Raw genomic sequence first — 6,992 nt, 5'->3', positions numbered from 1 at the left:
CGCCGGCGAACAACAAGCTGCGGATGGAGGACGAGCGGGGCAAAGAGCATATCAAGCTGTCGACCGAGTACGGCGGCAAGTCGCAGCTGAACCTGGGGCATCTGGTGGACGGCAGCCGTCAGCGGCGTGGAGAAGGGTTTGAGCTGCGCACCGACCAGTGGGGCGCGATACGGGCGGGGAAAGGGCTGTTCATCAGCGCGGACGAACAGAGTAAAGCCGGTGATAAGACGCTGGAGATGGGCGCGGCGCTTAGTCTGATAAAAGGTGCGATGAGTCAGGTTACGGAATGGCGGCGTATCACGCAGACCCATCGTAATCTACAGCCGGATGCCGATTCGTTAAAAGAATATCAGTGCAATGCGGATGGTTTGAAAGCGGCGGCGCTGTTATTAAGCGCGCCGGCAGGTATCGGCGTCGTCAGTCCGCATGTCGTCATGCTACAGAGCGGTAAAGCGCTGTATGCGCAGAGCGCGGGGGAGGTACATATCGGCAGCGCGGAACGGATAGGCATTAATGCCCGTCAGGCGGTGTCGGTGTTGTCGCAAAATGAAGGCATGCGTCTGGTTTCGGCAAAAGGCGCCTTATCCATTGAGTCGCATGCGGATGTGATGGATGCCATCGCCTTGCAGGATATTACGGTGAACTCCACGCAGGGACATATTCAGATCACCGCGAAACAAGGGATCACCTTGGCCTGCGGCGGCGCTTATATCCGTTTGTCCCCTAAGGGGGAAATTGAAATTCATGGCCCCAGCCAGCTGAGTTTAAAGGGCCGGCATAAAATGGATGCCCCATCCGGCGCCGATTTCCCGTTGCCTGAATTGCCTGCTTCGGTATGTGAAGACTGTCTCAAAAAAGCGCAGGCGGCGGCTCAGGGTTTTGTCTTCAGAGGATAATACAATGACTACTCAGCAACCGGCAGGTTGGTTCTCTTTACTTGAAACCGCGGTGAAAAACGCCGAAAGCGATCACCTCGATCTTATTGTCGATCAAAGCGGCGCGAATACGCCCTTAATTCCGGCGTTGGAAACTTTTTCACCGGCAATCCCCTGGTGTTCATTATTCGCCGGATTGCCGGAGGAAAGTGAAGTCGATGCGGCGCCGCTCTTGATTCGTATCAACTTAGGCCTGCTCGAACAGCGTCAATGGGCCGAGCAACTGATTCAACATTTAGCGAAGCAACCTCGGCTGTTGACGCTGTGTTCCGCCTGGTCGTTCAACATGCTGTCAGAATATTTCACGGCGTGCCTGGATGCGACTCATTGTGGTCAGCCCGGTATTCTGCGTTTTTTCGATCCGCGCATCTTCCCGCATTTATTTACCCATATTCTTCTTGATTCGCAGCAGAAACATTTATTACGCCCCGCGATGTTCTGGAGCTGGTTAGACAGAGAGGGCGAGCCGGTCTGGTTAACCGGCGATAACGCATCACCATCAGAAGAAAAGCCGGAAAAAATAGACCTTGACGATCAACAGCTTGAACAATTGTTGATCGTCAGCGATGCGGAGATGTTGATGTGTTCTTTCATGCGGCAAAACGGCCTTACCCGTGCGAGTGAGGCGCTGTTCCATGCCAGCTATCGCGCGATGCGGGAAGCCACCGCCGCAAATATTTTTTTGGATCAGGAACGTGAAGCGTTCGCCTGGCAACGGCTTCAGCAGTTACAGACCGACCCTTATGTCGTCGCCAACGACCCTCTTTAAAAAGGAGTTTATATCTTGAAAATACCGTTAATCCCCCTGGCGCTGTGCGGCCTGCTGCTGTCGGCCGCCGCTCAGGCGGATACGCTTATCGTCATCAATCATACCCACTGGGCAATCAACCGCTTCAGCGTGGACGGCATATCGGGCATCGACAGCGTCGGCGCCTATCAGGGCGGCGGCGGCGGTTGCTGTTACCGCGCCCCGGCACGGTGGCGGCCGGGCATGACGGTGCGGGTCGACTGGGAAACCGGGGTGAGTGGTTCAAAAGGTTTCCCCGGCTTTGCCGACCGAGCTAAATATCTGGCCTGGCAAAAGAAAATGGACGACCAGAAACGCCGGCACAGCAAGGTGGTGCCGCTGCCGCCTTATACCTCGGAAGATAACTGCGGCATCACGGTGCATTTTCTGCCCTGCGATGAGGTGAAGGTCACCACCTCCTGTTTCTCGCCCACCCATGAGCGATACCCGATCAAAGAGCCGTTAAGGATGCCGGAGCCGAAAACCTGTCCGCAATAAATCAGCGCGGAACCGACGGCGGTCGACAATAAAAAATGCATATTTCAATCCAATGGAGAGGTAGAGGTAATAACGCGATGAAAAATATCATCCGCAAAGGCGATTCATTACGTGAATATGGCGGTCAGGTATTAGGCGGACACTATCAGTGCTTTGGTAAACCGATTGCCTGCAAGGGGGATGCGGTGGCGTGCAACCGACACGGCGCTAGCGTTATCGCGGAAGGGAGTGCGACCTGCCTGATCGACGGCAAGCCTATCGCCTTGCACGGCCATCGATGCGCATGCGGTTGCACTCTGGTGAGTTCATTTCCCGACTATCGAGTCAATCCATGACGCCGCTGCCTGATTTTCCACCCTATGCCCAGGCGGGAAAACCGCTTGGCAAACGCTGGTTGTCGGCCGGCGGCGTCTATTTATCGCTGGTTGCGATCGGCGCGGTATTGTTGCCCGAGGAAAATATCAACGCTGGGTTATTTTTTGCCGTCGTCTTAATCGGCGCAATGGCCGGCTTATTATGCTTTGTTCTGCGCCTGCTTTATTATCAGTTGGCGTGCCATAACGCCCAGACTTACCAACGGCATGCTAACCAATTGATTCAGCAATGGTGGGAGCAACACCGTCAATGGGCAGCCCTGTCCGAGGCGGTGTTAATCGGCGCGGCAGGAACAACATCATCCCATTGGCGCCGTTTGCTGAAACATGCGCATGCTATGCCAACCGCTCGCATTGAGTCCGCGGGCAAAGCCATCCGCTTGTTAAGATCATTTTCCCTTACCCGCGAAGAACGAGAATGCCAACTCGCCCGTACCGCGGCGATTCAATGGCATGAGCAATATGGAGCGGATCCGGGCGCTGATTTATTGTGCTGTTATTGGTTGGGGAGCGAGCAATCCTGGATCTCATTCTCTGAACAATTACAAAAGCTGTCGCCGAAAATAGTGTTACCCGGTCAGCCGGAAAAATGGAACGGAGTGAGCGGACTGAATGAAGCCATTAGTCGACTGAATTCAGCCGGTGACGACGCCGCTATATTGTACGCCGGTAGCCAAAGCATGCCTGCATCGGCTTCATTAACATTACCGGCGGGCGAAGCGGCATTTGTCTGGTTATTAAAAAAGAACGGTAAAGTAAAACTGTATCGCGGCGAATATCACCAGCCAGAATTGAAGGAGGATATTGCCACGGCGGCTTCCCGAGCGATAAAACAAGCCCGGTCAGACCACATACCGGAAGATTGCTTTCTTTTTTCTCAGGCGGATATGACTGTTTTGGAAAAAACGGGCTGGCCGCTTAATCAATATATTCAGGATGGCAACTGGGGCTATACCGGAGAAATAGAACAGGTCATTGTGCAAACGCTGGCCGCCTTGCGCTGCGAAATAACCGAACAACCCGTAGGCTGGATAGCGGGCGATCCGCAATACCCACTCGCGTTAGGAATAGTTAAACCTTATGGAACAAGAAAATAAATCGAATAACGTATCAGTGAGCCGAACGGTAATATTAATTTTTCTTTCAGTGACGCTGCTGATGTTGATGATTGGATTTATCTGGTGGTGGTGGGTGGAGGATGCATCGCCGGATCGCGCACTGATTTGGCGTTTGATCATGAGCGGACTCATTATCTGGGGAATATTGCTGACGCTGGCTTTTCTGGCACTTGGCAATATGTCCGGATTCATTAAATCGATGCGTTTCCCCTCACAGCCAAAGCCTGAAAAAAAGATCGCGCCGGCCGCACATGACCATGACGATATCAAGACCCATCTGCGCAACCGCTACGGTCGTTACTGGCGACGCCATGTGCGCATTCTACTGGTGGTGGGGGAGGCGCCGCAGGTTGAGGCGCTGGCGCCCGGACTGACGTCGCAGCAATGGCAGGAAGGCAGCCAGACGCTGTTGCTGTGGGGCGGCCCGGCCGGGACGGCGGATAGCGAACAACTGGCGCGATGTCGTCGGTTGCGTCGCCGTCGACCGCTGGACGGCGTGGTATGGGCGCTGACCGCTGAACAGAGCCAACAGTCGGCGGCGGTGGATTCGGCCCGCCGTCAACTGGACGAGCGAGCTCGACTACTGGGCTGGCAGGCGCCAGTCTGGCTGTGGGAGGTGCAAAACAGTCAATGGTCGCAGAGCGAACGCGAAACGCAGCCGGTCGGCTGTCTATTGCCGTCCCGCTGTGACCCGGCCACCCTGAACGACCGTCTGTCTCAACTGGTTCCCCGACTGACGCGCGCGGGGATCGGGCAAATGATGCGCGAGCCAAAGCATGACTTTCTGCTGCGGCTGGCGCAAACGCTGGAAGCGGGCGGGATCGCGCGCTGGCATAAGACGGCCACGGCGCTATTGTCCGGCGTTTCGGTATTCCCTTTACGCGGCATACTGTTCAGCCTGCCGGTGACGGTGAGGCCGGGCGGCGTGCCGCACAGCTGGTTGCCTGATCCGGTATGGCAGGGCGTGCTGAGCGACAGTAAAGTCGTCCGGGGCGAGCGGCTGGGACTGCCGTGGGCGAAGGGGATTCAGTGGGGGATCATTACCCTGAGCGTGCTGGCGGCGGCGGGTAGCCTGTTGTCTTTCCTGAGCAACCGGCAGGATATCCGCGTCGGTATCGAACGGGTTCAGGCCGCTACGGCGCCCGACCGTTCGTTAACGGCGCGTTTGCAGAACGTGCAGGCTTTGCAGCAGGCGATAGTCCGTCTGCAACATGACGCGCCCTGGTACGGTCATTTTGGCCTGAATCAGCGCGACGCGCTGCTGCAAGCGCTGTGGCCTCATTATTTTATCGCCCAGCGCGCGCTTATCCGCGATACGGCGGCGCGCCATCTGGCGGCGTCGCTGCGCGATATGCTGCGCTTGCCGCCCGCTGTCCGGCAGGAAGCAAAATATACCCGTGCCGGTTATGCGCAGCTAAAAGCCTACCTGATGCTGGCCCACCCGGAGAAAACCGAACCGGACTTTCTGTCTGCGGTTTTAACGGAAAATCCGCCTGACCAATCCGGTGCGGCAGGCGGTGTCTGGCAGGAAATTTCACCGGCGTTATTTCGTTTTTATGCGGACAATCTGGCGGCGCATCCCGAGTGGCGAATTGAGCCGGATCGGGCTTTGATTGAGGATGTCCGCCGCGGGCTGTTGGACCAGATGGGCATGAGTCAAACCGAAACCACGCTGTACCAGCGGCTGTTGGCACAGGCGGCGTCGGGTTATGCCGATATGACGATTGAACGGATGGCGGGCGATACCGACGCCAGCCTGCTGTTCGTCAGCGACGGCGTGGTGCCGGGGATGTTCACCCGTCAGGCCTGGGAGGAGCAGGTGAAGCCGGCGATAGCGCAGATAGCCGATGAGCGGCGGCGGGAGATGGACTGGGTACTGAGCGACGGCAAACAACCGCTGGCGGACGGCGTATCGTCCGGGCAGTTGCAAGCGCGGCTGACCGCCCGCTATTTCAGGGATTTCAGCGGCGCCTGGCTCGACTTTCTCAACGATGTGCGCTGGCGTCGGGCGGAGGACCTTGCGGATGTTACGGAACAGTTGCGGCTGATGGCGGATACGCGACGATCCCCGCTGTTGGCGTTGATCAATACGCTGGTCTGGCAGGGGAAAACCGGTCAGTCGCCGCAGAGAGTAGCCGAGGCGCTGTCACAGTCCGCGCTGGCGACGCTACAGCGAAAAACCGGCGTGCCGGCGTCAGGCGGCAGCGACCTGCCGGGCGAACGGCCCGGGCCGCTGGATGAGACTTTCGGCCCATGGCTGGCGCTGGCGGAGGGAACGCCGGGCGCCGCCGCTCCCAACCTGCCGACCTATCTGACGCGGGTGTCGCAGTTGCGGCTGAAGCTCCGTCAGGTGATGGATTCCGCCGACCCGCAGGCGATGACGCAGGCGCTGGCGCAGCGCGTGTTTCAGGGAAACGCCGCCGAACTGACCGCCATTTGGGATTACGGTCGGTTGCTGGCGGAGAGTCTGGGGAGCGAGTGGGGCGGTGTGGGGCAGACGCTGTTTGTGCAACCGTTGGCGCAATCCCGCCGACAACTGCTTCAGCCGGCCGCGCAGAGCCTGAACGCCCGCTGGCAACGGAGCGTCGTTAATGATTGGCGTCATGCTTTTACCGGCCGTTATCCGTTTGCCGATACCGGCAATGATGCGTCGCTGCCGCTGTTGTCGCTCTATCTGCGGGCGGATACCGGGCGCATCGAGCAATTTTTACACACGCAGCTTGGCGGACTATTGCGCAAGGAGGGCAATCGGTGGGTGCCGGCGGCGCAGCACAGCCGGGGAGTAACGTTTAATCCGCGTTTTCTGACCGCCATCAACCAGTTGAGTATGTTGTCGGATACGCTGCTGGCGCAAGGGGATGCGGGGATTCGCTTCGAGCTGATGCCGCGCGCGACGCGCGAGGTGGCGCAGACGATGCTGACGGTGGATGGACAAACGCTGAACTATTTTAACCAAATGGAGAGCTGGCAGCGGTTTCGCTGGCCGGGGGAAAGTTACAAGCCCGGCGCAATATTGAGCTGGCAGTCAAATAACACCGGCGTTCGGCTGTATGCGAACGAGGCGGGCGTATGGGGCTGGATGCGGCTGCTGGAGAAAGCGAAAGTCGAGCAGTTGGACGGCAGCCGCTTCCGCGTGGTGTGGCGAACGCCGGAGGGGCAGCCTCTGACCTATATTCTGCGCAGCGAACTGGGCGGCGGGCCGTTGGCGCTGCTGACGCTGAGAGATTTCCACCTGCCGGCGCAGATATTTATTATCGACGGCGCGGCAGGGGAATAGGCC

6 protein-coding genes are annotated in these 6,992 nt (G+C 58.0%); all 6 read left to right on the top strand.

The genetic code is table 11. From position 1 onward, the window contains the following. The coding region (locus ABRZ28_RS17105; RefSeq protein WP_330520994.1) for a DUF2345 domain-containing protein at positions 1-896 on the top strand (896 nt) is incomplete at its 5' end. 4 nt (positions 897-900) lie between these two features. Then, complete coding sequence (gene tla1, locus ABRZ28_RS17100) at positions 901-1,704, top strand: toxin Tle1 chaperone Tla1 (RefSeq protein ID WP_319606684.1); 804 nt, start codon at positions 901-903, stop codon at positions 1,702-1,704. A 15-nt stretch (positions 1,705-1,719) separates the two neighbouring features. Then, positions 1,720-2,220: a Tli1a family immunity protein gene (gene tli1a / locus ABRZ28_RS17095; RefSeq protein ID WP_442878715.1), complete on the top strand. Its 501-nt coding sequence runs from the start codon at positions 1,720-1,722 to the stop codon at positions 2,218-2,220. Positions 2,221-2,297: 77 nt separating this feature from the next. Continuing rightward, a complete protein-coding gene (locus ABRZ28_RS17090) occupies positions 2,298-2,555 on the top strand; it encodes a PAAR domain-containing protein (RefSeq protein ID WP_319606567.1) in 258 nt (85 codons plus the stop codon). Continuing rightward, positions 2,552-3,691: a KPHS_23130 family T6SS system protein gene (locus ABRZ28_RS17085; RefSeq protein WP_330520993.1), complete on the top strand. Its 1,140-nt coding sequence runs from the start codon at positions 2,552-2,554 to the stop codon at positions 3,689-3,691. The genes ABRZ28_RS17090 and ABRZ28_RS17085 overlap by 4 nt, the downstream gene beginning before the upstream one ends. Further along, positions 3,675-6,989, top strand: a complete 3,315-nt coding sequence (locus ABRZ28_RS17080) for an ImcF-related family protein (RefSeq protein WP_330520992.1) — start codon at positions 3,675-3,677, stop codon at positions 6,987-6,989. The genes ABRZ28_RS17085 and ABRZ28_RS17080 overlap by 17 nt, the downstream gene beginning before the upstream one ends. The last annotated feature ends 3 nt before the right edge of the window (positions 6,990-6,992 follow it).

Source organism: Brenneria sp. g21c3, assembly GCF_040240345.1.
Taxonomy (GTDB): domain Bacteria; phylum Pseudomonadota; class Gammaproteobacteria; order Enterobacterales; family Enterobacteriaceae; genus Brenneria.
Note: the sequence above shows the minus strand (reverse complement) of the source record. Positions and strands in the feature narration are given on the sequence as shown.

Excerpts from the sequence above, each read along its gene's own strand:
- tla1 (WP_319606684.1), top strand. The coding sequence starts at position 901 with ATGACTACTCAGCAACCGGCAGGTTGGTTCTCTTTACTTGAAACCGCG.
- ABRZ28_RS17085 (WP_330520993.1), top strand. The coding sequence starts at position 2,552 with ATGACGCCGCTGCCTGATTTTCCACCCTATGCCCAGGCGGGAAAACCG.
- ABRZ28_RS17090 (WP_319606567.1), top strand. The coding sequence starts at position 2,298 with ATGAAAAATATCATCCGCAAAGGCGATTCATTACGTGAATATGGCGGT.
- ABRZ28_RS17080 (WP_330520992.1), top strand. The coding sequence starts at position 3,675 with ATGGAACAAGAAAATAAATCGAATAACGTATCAGTGAGCCGAACGGTA.